General features: G+C 72.5%; 25 protein-coding genes. 4 read left to right on the forward strand and 21 right to left on the reverse strand.

Translation table 11 applies throughout. The features are described from left to right. The first annotated feature begins 97 nt into the window (after nucleotides 1-97). Nucleotides 98-1,006, forward strand: coding sequence for a DedA family protein (locus OG559_RS11020; protein ID WP_405114867.1), 909 nt, complete (start codon nucleotides 98-100; stop codon nucleotides 1,004-1,006). Nucleotides 1,007-1,214: 208 nt separating this feature from the next. On the opposite strand, the gene OG559_RS11025 is transcribed toward OG559_RS11020, so the two are convergent. The 16 genes from OG559_RS11025 to OG559_RS11100 form a co-directional block, all read right to left on the reverse strand. Further along, nucleotides 1,215-1,592, reverse strand: a complete 378-nt coding sequence (locus OG559_RS11025) for a helix-turn-helix transcriptional regulator (RefSeq protein WP_007454255.1) — start codon at nucleotides 1,590-1,592, stop codon at nucleotides 1,215-1,217. 57 nt (nucleotides 1,593-1,649) lie between these two features. Continuing rightward, nucleotides 1,650-2,189 carry an orotate phosphoribosyltransferase gene (gene pyrE, locus OG559_RS11030; RefSeq protein WP_405114869.1) on the reverse strand — a complete coding sequence of 180 codons (540 nt, stop codon included), beginning with the start codon at nucleotides 2,187-2,189 and terminating at the stop codon, nucleotides 1,650-1,652. 167 nt (nucleotides 2,190-2,356) lie between these two features. Beyond that, nucleotides 2,357-3,166, reverse strand: coding sequence for an SDR family NAD(P)-dependent oxidoreductase (locus tag OG559_RS11035; RefSeq protein ID WP_405114871.1), 810 nt, complete (start codon nucleotides 3,164-3,166; stop codon nucleotides 2,357-2,359). Nucleotides 3,167-3,174: 8 nt separating this feature from the next. After that, the gene (locus OG559_RS11040) at nucleotides 3,175-3,801 is read right to left on the reverse strand and encodes a hypothetical protein (protein WP_405114874.1); all 627 of its coding nucleotides are present in this window, start codon (nucleotides 3,799-3,801) and stop codon (nucleotides 3,175-3,177) included. 126 nt (nucleotides 3,802-3,927) lie between these two features. Continuing rightward, nucleotides 3,928-4,911: a hypothetical protein gene (locus OG559_RS11045; RefSeq protein WP_405114876.1), complete on the reverse strand. Its 984-nt coding sequence runs from the start codon at nucleotides 4,909-4,911 to the stop codon at nucleotides 3,928-3,930. A gap of 58 nt (nucleotides 4,912-4,969) precedes the next feature. After that, complete coding sequence (locus OG559_RS11050) at nucleotides 4,970-5,992, reverse strand: hypothetical protein (RefSeq protein ID WP_405116572.1); 1,023 nt, start codon at nucleotides 5,990-5,992, stop codon at nucleotides 4,970-4,972. Nucleotides 5,993-6,032: 40 nt separating this feature from the next. Next, on the reverse strand, nucleotides 6,033-7,625 hold the full coding sequence (locus tag OG559_RS11055) for a polyamine aminopropyltransferase (protein ID WP_405114878.1): 1,593 nt from the start codon (nucleotides 7,623-7,625) through the stop codon (nucleotides 6,033-6,035). Next, on the reverse strand, nucleotides 7,622-8,404 hold the full coding sequence (locus OG559_RS11060; RefSeq protein WP_405114880.1) for a hypothetical protein: 783 nt from the start codon (nucleotides 8,402-8,404) through the stop codon (nucleotides 7,622-7,624). Before OG559_RS11060 ends, OG559_RS11055 begins: the two co-directional genes overlap by 4 nt. Then, nucleotides 8,404-8,826, reverse strand: coding sequence for a DUF350 domain-containing protein (locus OG559_RS11065; protein WP_396671723.1), 423 nt, complete (start codon nucleotides 8,824-8,826; stop codon nucleotides 8,404-8,406). The genes OG559_RS11060 and OG559_RS11065 overlap by 1 nt, the downstream gene beginning before the upstream one ends. Nucleotides 8,827-8,860: 34 nt before the next feature. After that, on the reverse strand, nucleotides 8,861-9,289 hold the full coding sequence (locus OG559_RS11070; RefSeq protein WP_405114882.1) for a DUF4247 domain-containing protein: 429 nt from the start codon (nucleotides 9,287-9,289) through the stop codon (nucleotides 8,861-8,863). Then, nucleotides 9,286-9,789, reverse strand: a complete 504-nt coding sequence (locus OG559_RS11075; RefSeq protein ID WP_405114884.1) for a DUF2617 family protein — start codon at nucleotides 9,787-9,789, stop codon at nucleotides 9,286-9,288. The genes OG559_RS11070 and OG559_RS11075 overlap by 4 nt, the downstream gene beginning before the upstream one ends. Nucleotides 9,790-9,792: 3 nt before the next feature. Beyond that, nucleotides 9,793-10,425 (reverse strand): DUF4178 domain-containing protein, encoded by a 633-nt coding sequence (locus OG559_RS11080; RefSeq protein WP_405116574.1) that lies wholly within the window; start codon nucleotides 10,423-10,425, stop codon nucleotides 9,793-9,795. A gap of 83 nt (nucleotides 10,426-10,508) precedes the next feature. After that, the gene (locus OG559_RS11085) at nucleotides 10,509-11,390 is read right to left on the reverse strand and encodes a hypothetical protein (protein ID WP_405114886.1); all 882 of its coding nucleotides are present in this window, start codon (nucleotides 11,388-11,390) and stop codon (nucleotides 10,509-10,511) included. Between the two features lie 69 nt (nucleotides 11,391-11,459). Continuing rightward, entirely contained in the window at nucleotides 11,460-11,831 is a 372-nt protein-coding gene (locus OG559_RS11090; protein WP_405114888.1) for a hypothetical protein, read from the reverse strand. A gap of 90 nt (nucleotides 11,832-11,921) precedes the next feature. Next, on the reverse strand, nucleotides 11,922-14,510 hold the full coding sequence (gene clpB, locus OG559_RS11095) for an ATP-dependent chaperone ClpB (RefSeq protein ID WP_405114890.1): 2,589 nt from the start codon (nucleotides 14,508-14,510) through the stop codon (nucleotides 11,922-11,924). Between the two features lie 234 nt (nucleotides 14,511-14,744). After that, the gene (locus tag OG559_RS11100) at nucleotides 14,745-15,848 is read right to left on the reverse strand and encodes a hypothetical protein (RefSeq protein ID WP_405114892.1); all 1,104 of its coding nucleotides are present in this window, start codon (nucleotides 15,846-15,848) and stop codon (nucleotides 14,745-14,747) included. A gap of 32 nt (nucleotides 15,849-15,880) precedes the next feature. On the opposite strand from OG559_RS11100, the gene OG559_RS11105 reads away from it, so the two are divergent. The 3 genes from OG559_RS11105 to OG559_RS11115 all read left to right on the forward strand — a co-directional run bounded on the left by OG559_RS11105 (nucleotide 15,881) and on the right by OG559_RS11115 (nucleotide 18,212). Then, a complete protein-coding gene (locus OG559_RS11105) occupies nucleotides 15,881-16,381 on the forward strand; it encodes a cation:proton antiporter regulatory subunit (protein ID WP_405114894.1) in 501 nt (166 codons plus the stop codon). 7 nt (nucleotides 16,382-16,388) lie between these two features. Next, the gene (locus OG559_RS11110; RefSeq protein WP_405114895.1) at nucleotides 16,389-17,594 is read left to right on the forward strand and encodes a cation:proton antiporter; all 1,206 of its coding nucleotides are present in this window, start codon (nucleotides 16,389-16,391) and stop codon (nucleotides 17,592-17,594) included. A gap of 186 nt (nucleotides 17,595-17,780) precedes the next feature. Continuing rightward, nucleotides 17,781-18,212 carry a hypothetical protein gene (locus OG559_RS11115; protein WP_405114897.1) on the forward strand — a complete coding sequence of 144 codons (432 nt, stop codon included), beginning with the start codon at nucleotides 17,781-17,783 and terminating at the stop codon, nucleotides 18,210-18,212. A 75-nt stretch (nucleotides 18,213-18,287) separates the two neighbouring features. On the opposite strand, the gene OG559_RS11120 is transcribed toward OG559_RS11115, so the two are convergent. The 5 genes from OG559_RS11120 to dnaK form a co-directional block, all read right to left on the reverse strand. Then, nucleotides 18,288-18,509, reverse strand: coding sequence for a hypothetical protein (locus OG559_RS11120; RefSeq protein WP_396671734.1), 222 nt, complete (start codon nucleotides 18,507-18,509; stop codon nucleotides 18,288-18,290). Between the two features lie 175 nt (nucleotides 18,510-18,684). After that, nucleotides 18,685-19,119 (reverse strand): heat shock protein transcriptional repressor HspR, encoded by a 435-nt coding sequence (locus OG559_RS11125; protein WP_405114900.1) that lies wholly within the window; start codon nucleotides 19,117-19,119, stop codon nucleotides 18,685-18,687. Between the two features lie 32 nt (nucleotides 19,120-19,151). Further along, entirely contained in the window at nucleotides 19,152-20,339 is a 1,188-nt protein-coding gene (dnaJ, locus tag OG559_RS11130; RefSeq protein WP_396671736.1) for a molecular chaperone DnaJ, read from the reverse strand. Nucleotides 20,340-20,418: 79 nt separating this feature from the next. Further along, a complete protein-coding gene (gene grpE / locus OG559_RS11135; protein ID WP_405114902.1) occupies nucleotides 20,419-21,162 on the reverse strand; it encodes a nucleotide exchange factor GrpE in 744 nt (247 codons plus the stop codon). 47 nt (nucleotides 21,163-21,209) lie between these two features. After that, nucleotides 21,210-23,084, reverse strand: coding sequence for a molecular chaperone DnaK (dnaK, locus tag OG559_RS11140; RefSeq protein ID WP_405114904.1), 1,875 nt, complete (start codon nucleotides 23,082-23,084; stop codon nucleotides 21,210-21,212). Nucleotides 23,085-23,254 lie beyond the last annotated feature (170 nt).

Raw genomic sequence — 23,254 nt, forward strand, 5'->3', positions numbered from 1 at the left:
CGGTGGTCGAAGGGCTGGCCGAGGGCGCGGCCCGGCACCGTCCCGGGTGGACCGGGGCGGTGCCGGGCGGGAGCGGAACCGGGGTTCGGTACCCTGTGTGGCCGTGGACACAGCAGAGAAGGCACGGGCGGCCGTCGAGACCGTCGCCCTGAATCCGCTCGACCCGAAGGATCTGCTCCATACCTTCGGGCTGATCGGCGTCTGGGTGATCCTGTTCGCCGAGACGGGGCTGCTCGTCGGCTTCTTCTTCCCGGGCGACTCGCTGCTGTTCCTGGCCGGCGTCGCCGCATCGCCGGTGGCGGACGCGATCTTCGGCGACGGCACCCGGATCTCCCTGATCGGGCTGCTGATCGGCGGGCCGATCTGCGCGATCGTCGGCGCCCAGCTCGGGCACTGGCTCGGCGCGCGGTACGGCCGGCGGATGTTCGAGCGCCCCAACTCCCGGCTGTTCAAGCGGGAGTACGTGGAGAAGGCGGAGTACTACTTCCAGAAGTTCGGCCCGGCCAAGGCCGTGGTGCTGGCCCGGTTCATCCCGATCGTCCGCACGTTCCTCAACCCGGTGGCCGGGACGCTCGGCATGCCGGCCAGGCAGTTCCTGCTCTGGAACGTCGTCGGCGCGATCCTCTGGGTGGACGGCATCCTGCTGATCGGGTACCTGCTCGCCGAACAGATCTACAACGCGATCGGCGACAAGATCGACCGGTACATCCTGCCGGTGGTCGCGCTGATCATCTTGATCTCGGTGCTGCCGATCTTCTTCGAGTTCCTCCGCGACCGGCGGGCCCGCAAGCGCGGCGAGGTGATGACCGTGGTGGCGGCGGCGAGCGCCGCCGGCGCGATGGAGGCTGTCCGGGACACCGTGGAGCACCACCGTCACCACCACGCCCACGACCGGTCGCCGCAGCAGCCGAACGGGCAGCAGCAGTACCCCCAGTACGGGCAGCAGGAGCCGCAGCAGCAGCCACACGAGGGCGACCGGTGGCCGGAGCAGGGCCGGGGCCGCTGACGGCGCGATCCGTCACGACGTACGCCGATGGCCGGCCCCGAGCTGCGGGACCGGCCATCGGTCGAGGCCGTGACGAATCGACGGCGGACGAATCAACGAGGCAACTGCCGGTGACGCGGCCCCGCGTCACCGCCCGGTGGTGGCGCCACCCCTGACACGCCACCCGATGCCGACCCGAGGCGGGACGGCCCGGAACAGAGCCTTGTCGTCAGCGAGCCTTCTTGGTGGCCCGCTTGCGCGGCGGGGTGAGCAGATCCGCGATCGTCGCGATCGCGGACGGCACCAGCCGGTAGTACGCCCAGACACCGCGCTTCTCCCGCTCCAGCAAGCCGGCCTCGGTGAGGATACGCAGGTGGTGACTGACCGTCGGCTGGGAGAGGCCGAGCGGTGCGGTCAGGTCGCACACGCACGCCTCGCCCTCGGGCGCCGACTGGATCAGGCTGAGCAGCCGCAGCCGAGCGGGGTCCGCGAGGGCCTTGAGGACCCCCGCAAGCCGCTCGGCGTCGGCACGTTCGATCGGCTCGCCGGCAAGCGGCGAGATCTGAGGCATGGTCATTTCAGCCAACGCAGTTCCCACGTATTCCATCCTTCCACCAGCAGCATCGATCCGCCTGCATATCAGCAGATCCGAATCGGCAAACTTTTAGGCCACAAGGCCGAGGTCAGCCAACGTATAGGCCGCCCGATACGGCAGTCCGGCGGCTCGCACCGCGTCGCCGGCGCCACGATCAACAATAACCGCAACACCCACCACTTCGGCCCCGGCCTCGCGCAACGCTTCCACCGCGGTCAGCACGCTGCCACCGGTGGTTGACGTGTCCTCGACCGCCAACACCCGCCGTCCGGCCACGTCCGGTCCCTCGATGCGGCGTTGCAGACCATGAGCCTTACCCGCTTTACGGACGACAAAAGCATCGAGCGACCGGCCGGTCGTCGACGCGGCGTGCAGCATTGCGAGGGCGACGGGGTCGGCGCCCAGGGTCAGGCCACCGACGGCGTCGTACTCCCAGTCGGAGGTCAGGTCGAGCAGTGCTCGACCGACCAGCGGTGCGGCCTGGTGATGGAGCGTGACACGCCGCAGATCGACGTACCAGTCCGCCTCCTGGCCCGACGAGAGCACCACCCGCCCGTGGACCACGGCTAGGTCGTTGATGAATTTGCGCAGGTCGTCGTGGTCCCCCATGGCGATAGAGGTTACTGCGCAAGTCTGGGAGCCGTGTGTCGGGTCCACCCCGATCAGCCCTGCGGGCGACCGATGGTTGGCGATGTTCGGCTACTCTGTGCGACCGCTGCCGCCGGGCAGGGGCGGACACCTGCCGCCGGGCCCGACGGAAGGCACTGTGCCGTAGGTCAGCCGACGCGGCGGTCGTCGCGACCGCGGGTGTCCCGGGCGAACCGGCGCAGCAGGCTCCGCGGCGCGTGCCGGACCCCGGCGACGGCCAGCTTGTAGCGCCGCGACGGAACGCTTACGGAGCGGCCTTTCCGCAGGTCACGAAGGGCTTCGTCGACCACCTGTCCGGCCTGGAGCCACATGAAACGGGGGGTCCCGGACATGTCGATCCCGAGCCGTTCGTGCGCGCCGGTGCGGGTGTAGCCGGGACACAGGGCCATCACGCGCACCCCGGACGCGGCGGTGGTCAGATCGACGGACTCGCTGAACGCGGTGACCCACGCCTTGCTGGCCGGGTACGTCGAGCCGGGCATGACCGGCCCGAAGCCCGCAACCGAAGAGACATTTATCACTGCCCCGTGGCCCCGGCGGGTCATCGGGCCGACCGCGGCGAGGGTCAGCCGCAGCACGGCGTGCACGTTCAGCCGCAGCAAGCGGGACTCGTCGGCGACCGAGGAGCTCAGGAAGGGCTGGTTGAGGCTGATCCCGGCGTTGTTGACCAGCAGCTCTACCGGGCTGCCCTCGGCCAGCCGGAGTTCCACGGCGGCGCAACCGTCGTCGGTGGACAGGTCCGCCGCGATCACCTCGGCCGGGTGGCCGTACCTGCCGGTCAGTTCCGCGGCGACCGCCGCCAGCCGGGCGGCATCGCGCGCCACCAGCACGAGGGCCCAACCGTCGGCGGCCAGCCGGCGCGCGAACTCCGCGCCGATACCGGCGGTCGCGCCGGTGACCAGCGCGCGGCGCTCGGCGGGAACCTGCTCTGCCGTCACGGGTGTCCTCAGCGGATCGGGTACAGGGGCGCGGCCGGCGGGGGACCGGCCGGGGCCGGCACGGGACGGCCTCGGCGGAACCACGCGTTGGCGGCCGGCAGGGCCAGCAACGCGGTTACCACAAGGTAACCGAGTATCTGGCCGGCGGAAAGGGCCGCGTTGACCGGGATCCACCAGGACGGGTAGGCGTCGCCGAGGAGCCCGAGCGTCTCGGCGGTGGTGGCCTGGTCCCTCCCGGACAGCCGCAGCGGAACGGCCCGCTGGCCGACCAGCGCCGCGAGCCCGCAACAGCCGAAGGCCAGGCCCAGTCCGCAGACCACCCAGGTCGCCACCCGGGACCCGGGCCGACCGGCGAACAGGCCGAGCGCCAGCCCGACGAGCACGACGCCGACCAGCACGGTCAGCGCCGCCGACACCCCCACCGCCAGCCGCAACAGGGTGACCAGGCCGTCGGTCTCCCCGGCACCGGCGGTGGTGCCGGCCGCCGCCGCCCGGAACCGGTCGACGGTGCCGCCGAGGGCGACCAGGCCGGCGACCGCGTAGGCCAGCGCGCCGACGGCCATCAGCACCAGCACCGCCGCCGCCAGCCCCACGACCGCGGGGCGACGGGGCTGCGCCTGATCGGGGTACGACACGACAGATCCCTCCGGTAGGCGTCCGTGTGGAACCTACTCGGAGGGATCGTCGATGTCGCCGTTATCCGGCGTGCCCAGTCCGCCACCCGGGCTGCGCGGGCCGGCGGCCTGGGCGGTGTCCGGTGCTCAGTCCGACGACGACGATCCACCGCCGGAGGACGATCCGGAGTCCCCGCCACCGCCGGAGGACGATCCGGAGTCGCCGCCGCCGGACGGCCCGGAGTACCCGCCGCTCGTGGACGGCCCCGAGTCGCCCCACTGGCCCGGCCCGGACGGGTCCGGCCGGTCGGACGAGGACGGCCCCGGGGTCGGCTGGTCCGGGTACGGAGTCGGCTGGTCCGGGGAGGACGAGCCGGGGGTCGCGTGCGGGTGGGTCGGCTGGCCGGGCTGGCCCGGACCGTGCGGGTAGCCGGGTGCCGCCGGGTAGCCCGGGGCCTGCGGGTAGCCCGGGTTCTGCGGATAGCCCGGGTTCTGCGGATAGCCCGGGTTCTGTGGGTAGGCCGGGTAGGCGGCACCCGGAACCGGGGGCTCCCAGCCCTGCCGCGGCTTACGGAAGAACTCGTTCGCGGCCGGCAGGGCCAGCAGGATCAGCGCGGTCAGCAGGGCGAGCAGCGCGACGACGGCGAGCAGGGTGCTGACCGGGGTCAGCCACGAGGGCAGCTCCTGCTCCAGCCGACGCTGGATCTCCTCCGGGCTCGGCGCGTCGCCGGAGGTCTGGCCGCTGCCGGCGAAGCCGCCGGCGAGCCCGCTGATCAGGTTGCTGCCGGTGCAGCAGACCAGGATGCCGCCGACCACCCAGGTGGTGATCCGGGCGCCGTTGCGGCCCCGGTTGTTGAGCATGGCCAGCACCACCAGCCCGATCCCGATGAGCAGGACCAGGATGGCCCCACCGATGCCGATCGCGACGGTGAAGTCCGCCAGCGCGTCGGCGCCGTTGGCGTCAGTGCCCGAGTACGCGTCGTGCAGCACGTCGCGGGTGGTGCCGATGGTGGTCAGCGTCAGGATCAGCTGGATCACCTGGATCACGGCGACGAGGATCAGCAGGTAGCTGGAAATGGTGACGACGGCCGGACGTGTCCGGGCCGGCGGTGGGCTGTGGGGGTCGACCACGGTGCTCCTTCCCTGGAGTCGGGTTCACACCGTATCCAGTACGGGCCAGCCCGGCACGTCAGATGGTGCGGGGCGCGCCGGATGCGGACGCGCGCCGGTCGGCTTCCCGGCGCAGCTGCCGGTGCTCGGCGGTCACCACGGCGAGCAGGAACAGGTCGGCACCCACCGCGGTGACCGCGCCGAACTGGTTGACCGTGAAGTTGAAGATCTGCCCGAACAGCAGGTCGACCAGGATCGCCAGCTTGAACAGCCGGAACGCGTCGACCGGGTCCCGGCGCAGCCGGAACGCCGCCGTGACGCTGAGCACGGCGGTGACCAGCGCGGACGCCGAGACGCCGAGCACCGCGCCCCACTCCCGCTCCTGGTCCAGCGCGCCGGTCACCCCGTCCAGCAGCACGCCGATCAGGGTCAGGGCCGGCGCCGCCACCAGGTAGACCACCACCAGGCTGACCAGCCAGCGCTGGGCGGTCAGCCCGATGACGAACCGGCGGAGCCGGGCCAGCCATGGCTGCCAGAACCGGGGCGGCGGCGGCTCCCGGCGGGGCACCGCGTCGAGCAGCCCGGCCACGGCGGCCTCGGTCAACGCCCCGGAGCCCCGGGCCAGCCGGAGCACCTCGGCCCGACGCCGGTCGGTGAGACCGTTGATCAGGCCGCCGAGCACGGCGTCCAGGGCGTTCGCGGTGCGCTCGGCGGGGAGCAGCCGGGTCCGCCCGCGCACCGCCTGGGTGATGACCACGAGCAGGGCGAAGACGCCGTAGATGATGCCGGCTGCCGGGGCGTAGAAGTAGTCCGTCCCGGTGGTGACGAACTTTCCCACCTCGTCGATGAACAGGCCGAATCCGATGCCGCCGAGGATCGCGCCGGTCATCCGGGCCGCGCCGCCGAGGAAGACCAGCGCCACGCCGAGGCCGGCGGCCATCAGCAGGCCGCCCCAGAGCACGTGCGCGATGTGCAGGCCGCCGCCGCCGAGCTGCGGGTAGTCGGTGGCCTGGAGGTACGCCCGGATGAGCAGCACAGAGGCCACCCCGGACAGGACGAACGCCTCAAGGTACGCCGCCGCAGCCTCCGCCCGGGGCGGCATCCACCGGCGACGCGACGGTCCGCGCACCATGGCAACGACCCTAGTAGCCGCGCCACTCGGCGCGGGCGTACTCCAGCACGCGGGGCCGCAACAGGGTCGAGGCGGGCAGGTCGATCCGGCTCCGGTCGGCGGGGAAGTTCGCGGCCGACGCCAGCGTCCCGGCGGTGAGGAAGCGCAGCCCTGACGCGTCGGCCGGCAGCGCCAGCCCCGGCGGGGTGCCCCCCGGCGCGGCGAGCACGAACCCCCAGTCGCCGAAGCTCGGCACGTCGACGTGGTATGGCACGGTGGCGAAGCCGGCCTCCCGCACGGACGCCTCGATCGACCAGTACGACCGGGGCGCGAAGTACGGCGAGCCGGACTGCACGACCAGCCGTCCGCGCTCGGCGAGCACCGCCCGGATCAGCTCGTAGAACTCGACGGTGTAGAGCTTTGCGGTGGCCGTCTCGTCCGGGTCGGGCAGGTCGGCGACCACCACGTCGAACCGCTCGGTGGCGGCGCGCAGCCAACCGAACGCGTCGACGTTGACCACCCGCACCCGGGGGTCGGCGAACGCGTCGCCGTTGAGCCGGCGCAGCTGCGGCTCGCTGCGGGCGAGCGCCACCACGGCCGGGTCGAGGTCGACCACGGTCACCCGGCGCACGTCGGGATAGCGCAGGATCTCCCGGACCGCGAGCCCGTCCCCGGCGCCGAGCACCAGCACCTCGCCGCGGGGGCCGTTCAGCGCGGGGTGCACCAGCGCCTCGTGGTAGCGGTACTCGTCGACCGAGCTGAACTGGAGGTCGCCGTTGAGGAACAGCCGCAGGTCGGTGTCGGCGTGGCCGACCTCCCGCACCGAGCGGGTGAGCACGATCTCCTGGTACCGGCTCCGTTCGGCGTGCACCACCGGGTCCCGGTAGAGCTGCTGCCGGGCGGTCAACTCGAAGTCGTGGGCGGTGATCCACGCGTACCCGAGGCAGAGGGCGACCACGACGGAGCCGCCGCCGACCGCGATCCGCGCCCGGCGGCTCAGCTCCGCGCGGAACACCGTGCAGACCAGCGCGACGCCGGCCACCGCGTTCACCGCGCCGACCACCAGGGCACCCTTGAGCTGGCCGAAGACGGGCATCAGCAGGAACGGGAAGGCGAGCCCGCCGAGCAGTGCGCCGACGTAGTCGGCGGCGAACAGGTCGGCCACCGCGCTGCCTGCGGACTGTTCCCGGATGCGTTGCAGCATGACCATCAGCAGCGGGATCTCCGCGCCGATCAGCAGGCCGAGCACGAACGCGGTGCCGACCAGCGCCGGACCGTACATGTCCAGCCAGGCGAAGGCCGCGTACAGGCCGAGCACCGACAGCCCGCCCAGCAGGGCCAGGGCCAGCTCGACCAACGCGAACGCGGCGGCGGCCCGGGACTGCAACGGCTTGGCGGCGAGCGCGCCGACGCCCATCGCGAAGACCATCACGCCGAGCACGATCGACGCCTGGCCGACGGTGTCGCCGATCAGGTAGCTGCCGAGCGCGACGAGGGCCAGCTCGTACACCAGGCCACAGGCGGCGCAGACGAAGACCGCGACCAGCACCGCGGCGCGGGACAGCCGCCAGCGCGGCCGGGCGGTGGGGCCGCCGTCGGCCGCCGCCGGCGCCTCGGTGGTCACGCCTTCCCCCGGGTACGCCCGGCGGGTGCCTGGGCGCGCTGCCGACTGCGCCGCACGAACCCCACGGTGAACAGCAGCGCGGCGACCAGCAGCAGCCCGGCGGTGGCGAGCAGCCAGCCCCACCGGTCCCGCCAGAAGTCGCTGCCGACGTCGGGCAGCGGGGCAACCGCCGCGCCCGGCACGGCGGCGGGGGTGGCGGCGGGCTCGGCCATGCCGGCCTCCGCCATCAGCAGGGGCAGCGCCACGGCCGCCCGGCAGACCGCCCAGCCGGGGTCGTCGACGAAGGCGCCGTCGTCCAGCCCGAACCGTTGCAGGCCGTTCTTCACGGCGTACAGGTCGGCCCGGGCCATGTCGGTCGAGCCCTTCACGTAGAGGCTCGCCGAGTCACTGCTCTCGCTGCTCTCCGAGGTGTACCTGACCTCGGCGGTCACCTCGACCCAGCGCGGGCAGGCCGGGTTGTCGACCACGGCCACCCCGTCGCCGAGGTTGGAGCCGACGCTGACCACCGAGCCGTAGTAGCTCTCCAGCCGCCAGCCGTAGCAGATGCCCTGGCTGGTGGCGGCCTGCGCGAGGATCGGCACGGTGTCGGCGCGCTCGTCGGCCGCCGGAGCGGGAACGGTGGTGCCGCCGGAGTCGCCGTTGAGGACGCCGACGCCGATGCAGCCACCGACCACGACGACGGTGACCAGGGCGACGATCCAGCCGGAGGCGGCCGAGGACGAGGCCTTCACCGCCGGCTTGCCCGGCCGCCTGCCGCCCGGGTGAGCTGAAGCGGCCATCAACTGATCGCGGCGGCGATGATCGCGCCGGTGGCGAGGTGCACCACGGCCGACACCCACACGGCGGGGTGCGGCTCCGGGTCGACGAGCAGCTCACCGAGCCGGCCCGGGGTCACCGCGTCGAGCAGCAGGAACGCGGCGGCCATGATGACCAGGCCGACGATCCCGTACGCCGTCGCGCCGACCAGGCCGATGAGGAAGTCGTCCTCGCTGGCCACGATCGCCGCGACCACGATGGTGCCGACGCCGAGCAGGTTGGAGGAGAGCAGCAGCGCGGCGTTGCGGTTGCGCTCGGTCCAGATCAGCTCGTGGAGCTTGCCAGGGGTGGCCACGTCGACCAGCCCGTAGCCGATGCCCATCAGGACGACGCCGACCACGCCGTAGGCGAGGGTCACCAGCAGATCGATGACGAGGTTCTGCACAGAGGGCTCCAGGGTGAGGGGGTCGGTCGTCGGGCTACTTGCCGGTGCCGGGGCCGCCGCCCCGGACGGTGCTGCCGCGTCCCCAGCCCCAGTGCGACCCGACGGTCGAGTGGTAGCGAGGGTAGGCGGTGGTCATGCGTTCGAGCAGGATCACCGAGCCGGCGGCGATCGGCAGGATCACCACCGAGTCGTCGTCGTAGCGCAGATAGACGCCGCTGCCGTCGATGTACTGGTCGGCCGGCTTCCAGGCGTCGGTCATCTCGTCGGCGACCTGGCTGGGCGACTTCGACGAGGTGTACGCGGCGGCGTTCCCGCCGATGTCCCGGCTCACCGCCCGGGTGTACCTGTCCTCCACGTAGCCGCGCGGGGAGAAGTTGCCGTAGAAGATCGCGAAGGCGGCGATCAGCGCACCGATCACGGCGACCGCCGCTCCCACCACGAACCAGGGTCGGTACGTCTTCACAGGGACACCACCGTCTCGGTCAGGACAAGCTCGTTGGTCTGGGGGTACGCGTGCCAGGTGCGCCAGGAGACCGTCCCGTCCGGCGGATCCGGTCGGACCGCGAGGGCGGTCACCGCGTCCGCATCGCCCGGGAAGACCCCGACCAGGGCGTACGGGTCGTTGGCCAGCTCTGCGCGGAGCGCGGCGACCCGGTCGCTCAGCTCCGTTCCGGCCGGCCGCAGCACCGTGGCGGTGAACCAGTAGCCGTTCGCCTCGTCCAGCCTCGTGGCGGGCAGCTCGGGCGGGCTGCCGGGCAGGCAGGCCACGGTCTCGGTCAGCTCGGTGCCCGCCGCGCGGAGCACCACCTGGTGGGAGGCGCCGAGCAGGCGCAGCCGCAGCCGGACACCGGCGGGCAGGTCGAGGTCGAGCACGTGCAGCGCGGGGCGCTCCGCGTCGCCGAGGGCGAGGCTGAGGTCGGCGGCGCTGGTGTCGACGTACGGGGTGTCGAGGGTGACCAGCACGGGTCAGCTCACCTTCCCGGGGCCGGCCTGCGGGTAGATCATCACCTCGGAGCGGTGCAGCACCTCGCCCCGCGCCACCTCCCACGCGGCGTTGCCGTACGCCTCGAAGGAGAGCCGGAGGGCACCCGGGCCCCGGTAGTCGTGATAGCGCATGGCGCCGGACGGGTCAAGGCCGGTGGTCCCGGTGCCGGTGAAGAGCGCGTGCCCGGACTCGTTGCTGGTGTACCGGTGGCCGTCGAGGTCGACGGTCGGCGGGCCAGGGGTGAGGGTGAGCGCCGGGTCGGTCTTCCAGAACACCAGCTCCAGGTCCGGGTCCTCCTCGACGGAGAGCCAGAGCTGGCCACCGCCGGCGTCGTCGAGCAGGTGCTCCGACCAGGTCCAGCTGCCCTCCTTGAGCAGCACCGAGCCGCGCACCGCGTACGACGTCCCACGGATCTCGACGATGTCGCCGGGGCTCAGCCGGCGCGGGTCGCCCCGCAGCGCGTCGGCGTCCCGGTCGCGGAACGGGTCGGTCGGGCCGGGGTGCCGGGGCGGCTTGGTCCGGGTCCGCCGAATCGCCACCACGGCGATGACGATCCCGGCCACCGCGATGAGGCAGCCCGCCGCCGCCACCAGATATGCCACCGATCCGTTCAATCCGATCGCCTCCCCAGTTGCGTCGGCGGAGACGGTAACAACCCTGCGCACGTCAGGGAACCTCGCGATCGCTGAGTAGGGGCTCAGCTACCTGGCGCTGCGGGCGGATCGGGGACCGGGGGCCCGGCCGGCGCGGGGGTCGAACCGGGCGGCACTGACGCCGGACCGGCCGGGCCGGGCGACGTCGGGGGGTGGGCGAGGTGCAGGGCCGGGTCGGGGCAGATCAGGTACCCCGACGGGACCGGGTACCCGGCCGGCACCCAGGCGCCCGCCGGCGCGACCGGCGGGAGCGGGGCGGTGGGCCAGCCGACGTAGGGCACCGGGCCGGCCGGCGGCTGCGCCCGAGGGCGGAAGTACCGGTTCGCGGGCGGCAGGGAGAGCAGCAGCACCACGGTCGCGGTGAGCAGCAGCGCGGTCAGCACGCTGATCCCGATGATCGGGAAGATCACATCGTCGTGTGACTCCTGCCGGCCGTACAGGGTCTCCAGGAACCTCGACTCCTGCCAGAAGTCCTCCTCGGGGAGCGGCTCCCCCTCGGGGCCCATCCCCTCGGAGAACCCGAACGCGAGGATGAGCGGGAACAGCAGCGTGCCGGAGCACGCCGGACCGAGACAGAGCAGCAGTTGCCCACCGGCGGAGACGAAGACCAGGATGCGCGCGACGTTGCGCCCTCGCAGCAGCGGTAGTGCGGTGCCGGCGAGCCAGCCGGCGAGCAGCAGGACGGGAATGCCCATGAAGAGGGTGCCGAAGACGTTGGTGTCCCGCTCGTCGCGCACCTCGGCGGGGTCCGCGTCCGGCACCAGCCGGGCCACCCGGCTGATCTCGCCGTCGAAGCGCACCGCCTCGTACACCATCAGGGCGACCAGTCCGAGCAGGATCAGCACGGTGGCGATCTGGAGCCAACAGGCGACGACGACCGAGGTCGGTCGGGGCGGACGGACCGGGGCGGCCACGGGTGCGGTCATGGCAGGACCGTACGGCCGGCGGCCGGTGGGTGTCAGCCCCGATCGGTCAGCGTCGACCCGGCTGGTCGATCAACCCTCGGCGAGCCGGGCGGCGGCGTACTCGCCCAGCCGGCTCCGGCCCATGACGCAGCCGCCGAAGGTGGTGAACTCGGCCGGCTCGTCGCGCAGTGACTCCCACGCCGCCCGCGCGCCCGCCGGGTCGACCCGGCCGAGCAGCGTCGCCGCGTACGCCCGACCGGCTGGCGAGCCGTGTTCCAGCAGCCGGTCGACCTTCCGCCGGGCCTGCTCCGGGTGCGCGTCGAGCTGCCGCTCGACCTCCTGGTACGCCTCGGTCACCGGCAACAGCGTGCCGGCGAAGCCCACCCCGCCGAACGCGAGGGTGTCGGCCTTCGCCAGCTCCCGCACCGCCGCGTCGAGCTCCTTGTTTCCGCGTCCGAACATGCCCACCTCCATACCCGATCGGGCGAAGAGGCCCCCTGTCAACGCCGAAACGTTGCACAGGGGGCCCCTTCCGACACCTGGGCGGCGGCGTCAGGCGGTGACGGTCAGGCCGTCCCGGCCGTCGGCCAGGTCGACCCTCACCGTGTCGCCGTCGCGGACCGTGCCGGAGAGCAGCGCCCTGGCGAGCTGGTCGCCGATGGCGGACTGCACCAGCCGGCGTAGCGGCCGGGCACCGTAGATCGGGTCGTACCCGTGCTCGGCGAGCCAGCCGCGAGCCGCCTCGGTGATCTCCAGGCCGAGCCGGCGGTCGGCCAGCCGCCGACGCATCCGCTCAAGCTGGATGTCCACGATGGCCCGCAGGTCGTCCCCGTGCAGCGCGGCGAAGACCACGATGTCGTCGAGCCGGTTGAGGAACTCCGGCTTGAAGTGCGACCGGACCATCGCGAGGACGCCCTCCCGGCGCTGCTCCTCGGCCATCGTCAGGTCGCTGATCACCGACGACCCGAGGTTGGAGGTGAGGACCAGGATCGCGTTGCGGAAGTCCACCGTGCGGCCCTGGCCGTCGGTGAGCCGACCGTCGTCGAGCACCTGGAGCAGCACGTCGAACACGTCGGGGTGGGCCTTCTCCACCTCGTCCAACAGGATCACCGAGTACGGCCGGCGGCGCACCGCCTCGGTGAGCTGGCCGCCCGCCTCGTAGCCCACGTACCCGGGCGGGGCGCCGACGAGGCGGGCGACGGAGTGCTTCTCGCCGTACTCGCTCATGTCGATGCGGACCATGGCCCGCTCGTCGTCGAAGAGGAACTCCGCGAGCGCCTTGGCCAGCTCGGTCTTGCCGACGCCGGTCGGGCCGAGGAACAGGAAGCTGCCGGTCGGGCGGTCCGGGTCGGCGACGCCGGCCCGGGCCCGGCGGACCGCGTCGGAGACCGCGGCGACGCCCTCGGCCTGGCCGACGACCCGCGAGCCCAGCGACTCCTCCATCCGGAGCAGCTTGGCGGTCTCGCCCTCCAGCAGCCGGCCGGCGGGGATGCCGGTCCAGGAGGCGACCACGGCGGCGATGTCGTCCGCGCCGACCTCCTCCTTGAGCATCGCGCCCTCGGCCTGGAGCCGGGCCAGCTCCTCCTCGGCCTTCGCCAGGTCGGCCTTGAGCTCGGGAATCCGGCCGTAACGCAGCTCGGCGGCCCGCTCCAGCTCGCCGTCGCGCTCGGCCCGCTCGGCCTCGCCGCCGAGCCGCTCCAGCTCCTCCTTGGCCGTGGAGAGCCGGGTGATGTGGTCCTTCTCCAACTGCCAGCGCTCGGACAGCGCGGTGAGCTGCTCGCGCTTGTCGGCCAACTCCTTGCGCAGCCGCTCCAACCGGTCGGCGGAGGCGGCGTCCGGCTCCTTGGCCAGCGCCATCTCCTCGATCTCCAGCCGGCGCACCGCCCGCTCGATCTCGTCCACCTCGACCGGCCGGGAGTCGATCTCCATGCGCAACCGGGACGCGGACTCGTCGACCAGGTCGATGGCCTTGTCCGGCAGGAATCGCTCGGTGATGTACCGGTCGGACAGGGACGCGGCGGCGACCAGGGCGGCGTCCGTGATCCGCACCCCGTGGTGCACCTCGTAGCGCTCCTTGAGGCCGCGCAGGATGCCGATGGTGTCCTCGATGGTCGGCTCGCCGACCAGCACCGGCTGGAAGCGGCGCTCCAGGGCCGGGTCCTTCTCGATGTGTTCGCGGTACTCGTCGAGGGTGGTCGCGCCGACCATCCGCAGCTCGCCGCGCGCCAGCATCGGCTTGAGCATGTTGCCGGCGTCCATCGAGCCCTCGCCCTTGCCGGCGCCGACAACGGTGTGCAGCTCGTCGAGGAAGGTGATGACCTGCCCGTTGGAGTTCTTGATCTCCTCCAGCACGGACTTCAGCCGCTCCTCGAACTGCCCCCGGTACTGCGCGCCGGCCACCATCGCGCCGAGGTCGAGCGAGATCAGCTTCTTGCCCCGCAGCGACTCGGGCACGTCGCCGGCCACGATCCGCTGGGCCAGGCCCTCGACGATCGCCGTCTTGCCGACGCCGGGCTCGCCGATCAGCACCGGGTTGTTCTTGGTACGCCGGGACAGCACCTGGATCACCCGGCGGATCTCGGAGTCCCGGCCGATCACCGGGTCGATCTTGCCGTCCCGCGCGCTGGCGGTCAGGTCGACGCCGTACTTGGTCAGTGCCTGGTAGGTCTGCTCCGGGTCGGCGGTGGTGACCCGCCGGTCCCCGCCCCGGACGGTCGGGAAGGCGGCGACCAGGTTCTCCTCGGTCGCGCCGGCGTTCCTCAGCGCGCCGGCGACCGCGCCGCCGACCCGGGCCAGGCCGGCGAGCAGGTGCTCGGTCGAGGTGTACTCGTCGCCCAGCGGCCGGGCGATCTGCTCGGCGGCGCCGATGGCGTTGACGAACTCGCGGGCCAGGGTGGGCTCGGCGAGGCTGGAGCCCCTGGCTGCCGGCAGGCCGTCGACCGCGCGTTGGGCGGCCCGGCGCAGCTCGGCGGGGTCGGCCCCGGCGGCGCGCAGCAGGCCCGCCGCGGTCGATCCCTCGGTGTCCAGCAGCGACAGCAGCAGGTGCCAGGGCTCCACGGTGGCGTGGCCGCGCTGGTTCGCCAGCGCGACGGCACCGGTAATGGTTTCGCGGCTCTTGGTGGTGAGACGTTCCGTGTTCATGGGCTCCCCCGGATCGGCGTGTCCACTAGGAAGGACACAACCAGAGTTGAGCCTATTCCGCTCAACCCTGGGGGTGTGAGCTGGGTCACCTACGCTGCTTCCACCGCCAGCCGAGCTCCCCGGCGGCCGGCAGGGGGCCGGGCAGCTCCGGGCAGCTCCACAGGCGGTTAAATAGGGCCCTCACCGGCTTGGCACAACCGGTGCGGGCAGCCGCCATCCGCACGAGCCGGCCGCTCAGGTGGGTTCCAGCACCACCCGCACCCAGTGGCGGCTGCCGACCGGCCCCGAGGCCAGCAGTACCTCGTCGGAGGCGCGGCCCAGCACCGTGCCGTCGTCCAGCAGGGTCAGGTGGTGCTCGGGGCCGACCGGCCAGTCGAGCCGGTCGTACCGGCCGTCGGCGACCACGCCCACGCCGTCCGGGCCGCTGACGGCGAACCGGCCGGTGGTCAGGGGTACCGCCGAGTGTGCCCGCGCCGGATGCCCCTCGGCGGGCACCGGCATCCACCGACCCAGGTATCGCCAGAAGGTGGGAAACCTCGTCCGGTCCGGCGGCCAGCCGATCAGCCGCGCCTCGCCGTCCGGCCCGGCCACCGGGCGCAGCATCCCGACCTCGCCGTCGGGGGCCGGCACCGCCGTCCGCTGCCAGCTCCGCCCGCCGTCGGGCGAGATCGCCGCGTACGGTCTCCCGCCGCCGCCGACGCCGGCCGCCACCAGCAGGCCACGGGTCTCGACGAGGCCGTGCAGTTCGGGCACCGGCGGCTGGGCGGGCAGGGGTGTCATCCGCCGCCCCTGCCAGCGAACCGCCCGGCCGGTGGCCTCGTCGATCTGGAACTGGCCCTGGGCGGCCTGCCAGGCCGCGGGGGCCCGCTCCCCGATGGCGTGCGCGAAGGTGACGCCGCCGTCGGTGGAGGTGTACCAGTCGCGGGGCTCGGAGTGGAGCGCCAACACGCCGGGGACGGCGTACAACTGCTGGCTGCCGGCGACCGGACGGGGATGTCGCCGCTGCTGCCAGGAACGCCCGCCGTCCACCGTCGTGTAAAACAGCGCCGGGCAGTTCCGGTCCGGGGGCTCGCCTCCGCAGCTCGCGAAGAGGGCGTACCCCTGCTCGGCGGTGACGAACTCGACGTACGGCGGGTCGTACCGCCGGCCGACGGCGACCCGGACCTCGCGTACCTCGACGTCGGAGGCCGTGGGGGACGACGCCGGCGCGGTGGTCGCCGGATTGGGCGGAGGGACCGTCCGGTCCGGGGGCGGGCGACGGACCGGACCGATCGAACAGCCCGTCACCAGCGGTACGAGCAGCACAGCGACCGCCCATCGGAGGAACCGACCATTCATCGACCTTCCCCTCAGCCGGTAGCCTTGCGCACGTGCGAGTACGTGTCGAACAGACTGCCCTCCCCGGAATCGGAATGCGTCACGATCTGATGACGGAATCCGGCCGCCGGCTCGGAGTGGTTTCCCACCGCAATGGCCGCCGCGACCTCGTCCTGTACGACCCGGAAGATCCCGATTCATGCCAGCACGACATACCCCTCACCGACGACGAGGCGGAGGCGCTGGCCGACATCCTCGGCGCGTCGCTGATGCTGGGCCAGCTGTCCGGGCTCCGGGAGCAGGCCGCCGGGCTGCTCACCGAGCAAATCATCATCACGGCCGGCTCGAAGTACGTCAACAAGCGGCTCGGCGACACCAAGGCACGCACCCGGACCAGCGCCTCCATCGTTGCGGTGCTGCGCCACGGCGAGGTGATCGTCTCGCCGGACCCGACCTTCCGCTTCGAGGCCGGTGACGTGGTGGTCGTGGTCGGGACCCGCAAGGGGCTCGACGGCGTGACAGCCATCCTCGCCGACAACGATCCGGACGGCTGAGGCGCGGATGCACGAGACCACCACGCTGCTCATCGAGGTCGGTGCGCTGCTCTTCCTGCTTGGGCTGCTGGGGCGGCTCGGCCGGCGGATCGGCCTCTCACCCATTCCCCTCTACCTGCTCGCCGGGCTCGTCTTCGGGCACGGCGGTGTGCTTCCGCTGGCCGCCAGCGAGGAGTTCTTCGCCGTCGGCGCCGAGATCGGCGTGATCCTGCTGCTGGTGATGCTCGGCCTGGAGTACTCGGCCGGCGAACTGGTCGGCAACCTGCGCTCGGCGGCGCCCGCCGGGCTGATCGACGGCGTGCTCAACGCGCTGCCCGGCGCGGCCTTCGCCTTCATGCTCGGCTGGGACTGGGTGGCCGCCATCGTGCTCGGCGGCATCACCTGGGTCTCCTCGTCCGGCGTGATCGCCAAGGTGCTGGCCGACCTGGGCCGGCTCGGTAACCGGGAGACGCCGGTGATCCTCTCGGTGCTGGTCATCGAGGACCTGGCGATGGCGCTCTACCTTCCGCTGCTCACCGCAGTGCTGGCCGGCAGCGGCCTGCTCGGCGGCGGCATCGCGCTCAGCGTCGCGGTCGGCACCGTCGTGCTGGTGCTCGTGGTGGCGATCCGGTACGGCCACCTGATCTCCACGGCCCTGTCGGCGAAGGACCCGGAGGCGCTGCTGCTCGGTGTGCTCGGGCTGACCCTGCTGGTCGCCGGGATCGCGGCCAAGCTTCAGGTGTCGGCGGCGGTCGGCGCGTTCCTCGTCGGCATCGCGCTGTCCGGGCCGGTGGCCCACCACGCCACCGAGATGCTCTCCCCGCTGCGGGACCTGTTCGCCGCCGTCTTCTTCGTCTTCTTCGGGCTGGTCACCGACCCGCGGGACATCCCGCCCGTGCTGCTGCCGGCGCTCGCGCTGGCCGTGGTGACGATGGGCACCAAGACCCTGACCGGGTACCTGGCCGCCCGGCGGGTGGGGATCAAGGAGCCCGGACGGTGGCGGGCCGGACTGGCCCTGGTGCCACGCGGTGAGTTCTCCATCGTCATCGCAGGGCTCGCCGTCGCCGCCGGCAGCGTCGAACCGAAGCTGGCCGCGCTGGCCACGGCGTACGTGCTGATCACCGTGGTGACCGGGCCGATGCTGGCCCGGCTGCCCGACTTCGCCTGGTTCAAGGTGTGGCTGCGGCAGCGGGCCCTCCGCCAGCGAACTGAGCCGCTGGTCAGCGCCGACTGATTCGCGACCCCGGCACGGAAACGGGTCGGGCCGGGTCGGCCGTACGGCCGACCCGGCCCGTTCCATCGGTTGTCGAATTCGTGCCGGGGAGCCCTTCCGCTGGTCGGCGACCCCGGCTACCGTTCGCCCCAGCAGCCAGTCCGCGGCGGGCCGGTCCCCCCGCGTACGCAAGCGGAAGGTTGGCCGGTGAGCGTGCAGGAGTCGACGTTCCGCGGCTTCACGAATCCCGTCGACCCCTCTCCCTCGGAGCTGCGGGCGTGGGCCTACCAACCGGACTCCGTGCCGCTGACCTCGATGCCTCAGGACTGGGACCTGCTGGTCGCCGGGGACCACCTCGTGCAGACGCTCTTCGAGTTGGCGATGGACCCGGCCTGCCCGGCCCGCCGGTTCGCGCTGCACTGCCTCTACATCTACGCCGCCGACGGCATCCGGACGAACTTCCGCGCCCATCCCAAGCGGCGCTTCCGCAAGCTCGTCGAGCAGGCGGAACGGGCCGGCGACGAGCTGATGCACAACTGGACGCACAACAGCCGGGTGCTGCTGGCCCGCCCGGACCTCTTCGCCTACCGGGACTGGTGCGAGGGCGGTCTGGTCCGGGAGAACCGCCGCATCGGCTGACCGGCACGCATCCCGGGCACGCGAACGGGCCGGGTTCCCCCGTGGAACCCGGCCCGCACGTCGGCGCACCGGCCGTCAGGCGGCCGATCCACCGCGCCCTTCGCGCTGCTGGTCGCGCCGCACGTCGGCCCGCCCCTGGTCGACGCCGTGGTCGACCTGGTCGGCGAACCGGCCGTCCTTGATCCTGTCGGTGAACCGGCTCTCGGTGATCTTGTTGAACTGCTCCCGGGCGGACTTCGCGATCCGGTCGAGCCGCGCCTCCGCCTGCTGCGCCACCTTCTTGGCCGGTTCCGACATGGTCCCCCCTCGCCGGTGCGGTGGTTTCCAGCGGTTCTTATGACCCGGATTGAGCTGATAGGCCCTGATTCACAGGTTAACGGAACGGCCCGGTCCGCGCCGGGATACCCGGGAAGCGGACCGGGCCGATGGAGCGGTCCGGAGCTGTGGAGCGGTGCGGCTGGGTGGCGGACGGTCAGCGGTCGCGGCGCGGGCGCCAGACCACCAGGGCGGTGGACGTGCGGGTGGTGGGCACCAGATCCCGACCGGGAAACCGGGCCAACGACTCCAGCTCGGCCACCCGGCGGTACGCGGCGTCGAGCTCCGCCTCCAGCCGGGCGATCCGCTGCTGCGCCTGCTCCACCAGGTGCTCCAGGCCGATGATCCGCTTGACCCCGGCCAGGTTCACCCCCTCGTCCTGGCTGAGCCGCTGCACCTCGCGCAGCAGCACCACGTCCCGGACGCTGTAGCGGCGCCCGCCGCCGGCCGCCCGGCCGGCCTGCACCAGGCCGAGCCGGTCGTACTGGCGCAGCGTCTGCGGATGCATCCCCGCCATCCGCGCCGCCACCGAGATCATCAGGACCTTGGCCTCGTAGGCAGGGTCATCCGAGCCGGTGAACTCTCCCACCATCCCCGCTCACCTCCGTACGCACTCCAGCAGGCTCAACTGAACCGACGCACCCGGGCGTCGAGATGTTCCCGGGCGGCCGGCGGGGACTGCTCGGCGAACGCCTCCAGCGCCGCCCGTGCCTCGTCGGACACCCGTGCCGGTACCACCACGTCGAGCGTGACCAGCAGGTCGCCGGCCTGGCCGTCCCTGCGCACCACGCCCTTGCCCCGGGCCCGCAGCACCCGGCCGCTTGGCGTGCCCGGCGGCACCCGCAGGGTCACCGTGCCGTCGAGCGTGGGGACCCGCAGGTCCGTGCCGAACACGGCCTCCGGGAAGGTGATCTGCACGGTCAGCGTCAGGTCGTCCCCGGTACGCCCGAACAGCTCGTCCGGCCGGACCTTCACGTGCACGAACAGGTCGCCGGCCGGGCCGCCGCGCTCGCCCGGCTCACCGCGCCCGGCCAGCCGGATCCGCTGCCCGTCGGCCACCCCGGCGGGGAAACGGACGTTCAGCGTGCGGGTCTTGGTGACCCCGCCGGTGCCGTGGCACTCCGGGCACTTCTCCTCGACGACCGTGCCCACGCCCTGGCAGTTGCGGCACGGCTCGGACAGGCTGAACGACCCCTGGTTCCGGGTGGTCACCCCGGCACCGTGGCAGACCTGACAGGTCACCGGCTGGGTGCCGGGCTTCGCCCCGCTGCCGTGGCAGGTGTCGCAGATCCCGGGCGCGCGCAGGGTCAGCGGGAGGGTCACCCCGCGGACCGCGTCGTCGAAGTCGAGCGCCACCTCGGTCTCGATGTCCCGGCCCTTGGCGGGGCCACGAGGACGGGACGGCCCACCGGCTGCCCCGCCGCCCGAGAAGATCGAACTGAACAGGTCCTGGAAGCCGGCCCCGCCGAAGCGACGGTCACCGCCGCCGGCCGCGCCGCCGAACATGTCCGAGACGTCGAACGGCTGCCCGCCGGGGCCGCCCGCTCCCCGGGCGTTACGCCGGAAGGCGCCCGAGCCGAACAGCGAGCGCATCTCGTCGTACTCGCGGCGCTTGGCCTCGTCGCCGAGCACCGCGTACGCCTCGGAGGCGGCCTTGAACCGCTCCTCGGCCTGCGGGTCGCCGGGGTTGTGGTCCGGATGCGACTCCCGGGCCAGCTTCCGGTACGACTTCTTGATCTCGTCCGGGGAGGCGGACTTCTGCACGCCCAGAGTGGCGTAGTAGTCCTTCTCGATCCAGTCCTTGGAACTCACCGGTCCACCCCCTTCCGCGGGACGTACCCCGGACGTCCCGCCCGCCCGGTGCGGGCGGGCGGGACGGCGCGGGTCGGCACTACTCCGGGTCGGCGACCGCGACCATGGCCGGCCGCAGCAGCCGTTCGCCGAGCTGATAGCCCCGGCGCATGACCTGTACGCAGGTCGGTTCGGTCACGTCGGCGGAGGTTCGGTGGGCCACCGCCTCGTGTCGGGTCGGGTCGAACGGGTCGCCCTGCTCGCCGAACGCGTTCAGGCCGAACCTGCCCAGCGCGGTGGTGAGCTGCTCGGCCACCGCGCCGAACGGGCCCACCAGATCGCCGTGCTCGCGGGCCCGGTCCAGGTCGTCCAGGATCGGCAGCAGCGCGGCGAGCACCGAGCCGGTCGCCTGCTCCTGGACCAGGCTGCGGTCCCGGTCCACCCGCTTGCGGTAGTTGGCGTACTCCGCCGTCACCCGCTGGAGGTCCCGGGTCCGCTCGTCGAGCTCGGCCCGCAGCCCCTCCAGCTCCGCGCCGGGCGGCACGCCGGTGGCCGGGGTGCCGCTCTCCACCGGCTGCGCCGGGGCGTCGACCACGGGTGGCCCGTCCACGGAGGCGGCCTCGACCTCGATCTCGTCGACCACGACCTCGGCGTCGGCGACCAGCCCCTCCGCCGGGACGTCCGCCCCGGCGTCGGTGGCGGCGGGCTCCTCCGACGTGTTGATCTTGCGGTTGTCACGGATGACGACCCGCGGCTGCTCGCCGGCGGACTGCCCGGCGGTCGCGGAGCCACCCGGCGCCGACCCGGTGGAGCCCGGGTCGGCGGCTCGTGGCTTCTCCGACATGCGGTTACCTCATCCCTCTGCCGTGAGTACGTGTGCGAGGCGGATCGTCACTTCTTGTCCTCGTCCACGATCTCCGCGTCGACCACGTCGTCGGCACCGCCGGCCTGCGCGCCGCCGGTCGCACCGGCGCCCGCGCCCGCCGCACCCGCCGCACCCGGCTGCTGGCCCGGCTCGGCCTGATCGGCCTGCTGAGACGCGTACAGCAGCGAGCCGGCCTGCTGGGAGACCTGCGCGAGCCGCTCGTGGGCCGCCTTGATCTTCTCGATGTCCTGGCCGCCGAGCGCGCCGCGCAGCTCGCCGAGGGCCTCGGTGAGCTGCTCCCGGTTCTCGCCCGGCAGCTTGTCACCGCTCTCGGCGAGGAACTTCTCGGTCTGCCACTGGAGCGCCTCGGCGAGGTTGCGGGTCTCCGCCTCCTCGCGACGACGCTTGTCGTCGTCGGCGTGCTCCTCGGCGTCCCGGCGCATCCGCTCGATGTCGTCCTTCGGCAGCGAGGAGCCGCCGGTGATCATCATTTTCTGTTCCTTGCCGGTGCCCAGGTCCTTCGCGTGCACGTTCACGATGCCGTTGGCGTCGATGTCGAACGTGACCTCGACCTGCGGCACGCCGCGCGGAGCGGGCGGGAGGCCGGTCAGCTCGAAGGTGCCGAGCTTCTTGTTGTAGGCCGCGATCTCCCGCTCGCCCTGGAACACCTGGATCAGCACCGACGGCTGGTTGTCGTCGGCCGTGGTGAAGACCTCGGAGCGCTTGCTCGGGATCGTGGTGTTGCGCTCGATGAGCTTGGTGAAGATGCCGCCCTTGGTCTCGATGCCCAGGCTCAGCGGGGTCACGTCGAGCAGCAGGACGTCCTTGACCTCGCCCTTGAGCACGCCCGCCTGGAGCGCGGCGCCGACGGCGACGACCTCGTCCGGGTTGACGCCCTTGTTGGGGTCCCGGCCGGTGAGCTGCTTGACCAGGTCGGTGACGGCCGGCATCCGGGTCGAGCCGCCGACCAGGATCACGTGGTCGACGCCGGAGATCTTGATCCCGGCGTCCTTCACGGCCTGCTCGAACGGGCCCTTGCAGCGGTCCAGCAGGTCCTGCGTCATCCGCTGGAACTCGGCGCGGCTGAGCGTCACGTCCAGGTGCAGCGGGCCGGCCGCACCGGCGGTGATGTACGGCAGGTTGATGTTGCTGGTGGTGGCCGCCGACAGCTCGATCTTGGCCTTCTCGGCCGCCTCGCGGAGCCGCTGGAGGGCCATCTTGTCCTGGGCCAGGTCGATGCCGTGCTCGCCCCGGAAGGTCTTCACCAGGTGGTCGATGATCCGCTGGTCCCAGTCGTCGCCACCGAGCTGGTTGTCACCGCTGGTGGACTTGACCTCGACGACGCCCTCGGCCAGTTCCAGCAGGGACACGTCGAAGGTGCCGCCGCCGAGGTCGAAGACCAGGACGGTCTGCTCCTTGGAGCCCTTGTCCAGCCCGTACGCCAGGGCGGCGGCGGTCGGCTCGTTGACGATCCGCAGCACGTTGAAGCCGGCGATCTCGCCGGCCTCCTTGGTGGCCTGGCGCTGGCCGTCGTTGAAGTAGGCCGGGACGGTGATCACCGCGTCGCTGATCTGCTCGCCCAGGTACGCCTCGGCGTCCCGCTTGAGCTTCATCAGCGTCCGGGCCGAGATCTCCTGCGGGGTGTACTTCTTGCCGTCGATGTCGACGGTCCAGTTGGTGCCGACCTCCCGCTTGACCGACCGGATGGTCCGGTCCGGGTTCGTCACCGCCTGGCGCTTGGCGACCTCACCGACGAGCACCTCGCCGTTGCGGGCGAACGCGACGATCGACGGAGTCGTCCGCGAGCCCTCAGCGTTGGCGATGACGGCTGGCTCACCGCCCTCGAGAACGCTGACGCAGGAGTTCGTCGTGCCGAGGTCGATACCGACCGCACGTGCCATCTTCGCTTCCTCGCTTCTTACGTTGGGGCAGGTGACGGGAACAACCCGCCGCGTACTCGCCACAAGTTGAGTGAACTTGACTCAATAGTGCCACGCCCACGGCGATCGTCAAATCGGGTTGAGCCGACCCGACGCAACCTCACGTTACGGGGAGCCCGGTTGTCTTCACT

Source organism: Micromonospora sp. NBC_01405 (assembly GCF_045040155.1).
Taxonomy (GTDB): Bacteria; Actinomycetota; Actinomycetes; order Mycobacteriales; family Micromonosporaceae; genus Micromonospora.

Coding starts and splice junctions, on each gene's coding strand:
- OG559_RS11025 (WP_007454255.1), bottom strand. CDS start 1,592: ATGGAATACGTGGGAACTGCGTTGGCTGAAATGACCATGCCTCAGATC.
- pyrE (WP_405114869.1), bottom strand. CDS start 2,189: ATGGGGGACCACGACGACCTGCGCAAATTCATCAACGACCTAGCCGTG.
- OG559_RS11050 (WP_405116572.1), bottom strand. CDS start 5,992: ATGCCGCCCCGGGCGGAGGCTGCGGCGGCGTACCTTGAGGCGTTCGTC.
- OG559_RS11060 (WP_405114880.1), bottom strand. CDS start 8,404: ATGGCCGCTTCAGCTCACCCGGGCGGCAGGCGGCCGGGCAAGCCGGCG.
- OG559_RS11085 (WP_405114886.1), bottom strand. CDS start 11,390: ATGACCGCACCCGTGGCCGCCCCGGTCCGTCCGCCCCGACCGACCTCG.
- OG559_RS11090 (WP_405114888.1), bottom strand. CDS start 11,831: ATGTTCGGACGCGGAAACAAGGAGCTCGACGCGGCGGTGCGGGAGCTG.
- clpB (WP_405114890.1), bottom strand. CDS start 14,510: ATGAACACGGAACGTCTCACCACCAAGAGCCGCGAAACCATTACCGGT.
- OG559_RS11100 (WP_405114892.1), bottom strand. CDS start 15,848: ATGAATGGTCGGTTCCTCCGATGGGCGGTCGCTGTGCTGCTCGTACCG.
- OG559_RS11110 (WP_405114895.1), top strand. CDS start 16,389: ATGCACGAGACCACCACGCTGCTCATCGAGGTCGGTGCGCTGCTCTTC.
- OG559_RS11120 (WP_396671734.1), bottom strand. CDS start 18,509: ATGTCGGAACCGGCCAAGAAGGTGGCGCAGCAGGCGGAGGCGCGGCTC.
- OG559_RS11125 (WP_405114900.1), bottom strand. CDS start 19,119: ATGGTGGGAGAGTTCACCGGCTCGGATGACCCTGCCTACGAGGCCAAG.
- grpE (WP_405114902.1), bottom strand. CDS start 21,162: ATGTCGGAGAAGCCACGAGCCGCCGACCCGGGCTCCACCGGGTCGGCG.
- dnaK (WP_405114904.1), bottom strand. CDS start 23,084: ATGGCACGTGCGGTCGGTATCGACCTCGGCACGACGAACTCCTGCGTC.